General features: G+C 59.6%; 2 protein-coding genes. Both read left to right on the top strand.

Annotation, left to right across the window (positions count from 1 at the left end; translation table 11 throughout):
- Positions 1 to 498 (top strand): hypothetical protein (locus AC1DSN_RS22945; RefSeq protein WP_477333179.1); only part of this gene is annotated, 498 nt, incomplete at its 5' end.
- A partial coding sequence (locus AC1DSN_RS22940) for a hypothetical protein (RefSeq protein ID WP_477333177.1) occupies positions 477 to 1,177 on the top strand: 701 nt, incomplete at its 3' end. The genes AC1DSN_RS22945 and AC1DSN_RS22940, both read left to right, overlap by 22 nt.

The following is a 1,177-nucleotide window of genomic DNA, read 5'->3' as shown; positions in this document are numbered from 1 at the left end:
GCCTATGGCAGTCCGCTGAAATTTATCGATCCAACGGGGCTCAATCCCGACTGCCAGCGCCTGGTGGAGTGGCGAGGCAAGGAGACGGAGCAAGACCTGCAGTCCCGACTCGTGGATACCCACTGGAACCTTTATCCCAACGACAGGGATCTGCCTTACGTTCCCGATCCAGAGAACCTCAACCCGAAGGGGATCCGGAAGGAACTTAAGAACATGGCCAAGACGCCAGAGTTCTATGTGGAGTGCCTTGCGTACAAAGTCGAAACGTTTGAAGACACGTATAACGTCTATCAAGATGTGAAGTTTGTCGACCTTTGCGTCGAGGACATGGGCTGCGGTATCAAGGTTCCCCATCGGCTTGACGCTGGCACAGTCCGTGAACCTCTAGGCAGTCGTACAAGGGAACGTAAGGAAGTGAGCCACCCATACCGCATAGCCATACGCACGTTCCTTCCCGCCGTCATAGAGTGCCCAGCATGGCTCAACAGCATCCGTTGATCGTGGAACGAGGGAGGGCCGCCCGGATACGGGCGGCCCTGGCCGTCGTCGTTATTTTCGCGATCTTTGATCGGTGGGCGGCGGATCCGATGTTCCTGCTCACCTATAACGTTTCCAATGCCATGCCATGGCCACTCTCCACGCTCGTGGTGGTCGCACCTCAGATGGTGGTAGCGGCGTTGGCCGGATGGATGATGGCGGCGTGGCTCAAAGAGGGGCCTGCGGCGGCTTGCGCAATGGCCGCACTACTCTTTACGTATTACCTGCTCGCCCACTGGCAGCACACGGTGCTGGTGTTCAGTGCGGTGACGCCGGTTGACCTGGCGGCGGAATCGCTTGTCGTCCCGGTGGCCGCACTTGTTGCATACGCGATTACCCGAAGGGCTATGACCGTCAGGTCGGCATCCGTGCCGGGCCAATCGGAAACGCGAGATGGGCCGTTACTTCGGCTTGTGATCGGACTGGTTGCCGTCGTCGTCGCCGAGCTGTTCGTTCTTCGCCCGGTCGGCGGACTACTGTTACTCACGCTTGGCGCTGCTCCTTTGTGGCTAGCGCCCCTGTGGCTGAGCGTTGGCCAGCTGGCTGTATACCTTGCTGCCGGCTATGTGATTCGGCGACAAGGTTTGCTTCCGCGAACGGAAGCCACCCTCCTCGTGGTCTTCGCGTGCGCAGCGCATGC

Source organism: Luteibacter sp. P4_D7_3 (assembly GCF_056401735.1).
The sequence above is the reverse complement of the archived record's forward strand: the minus strand, read 5'-3'. Positions and strand labels throughout refer to the sequence as shown.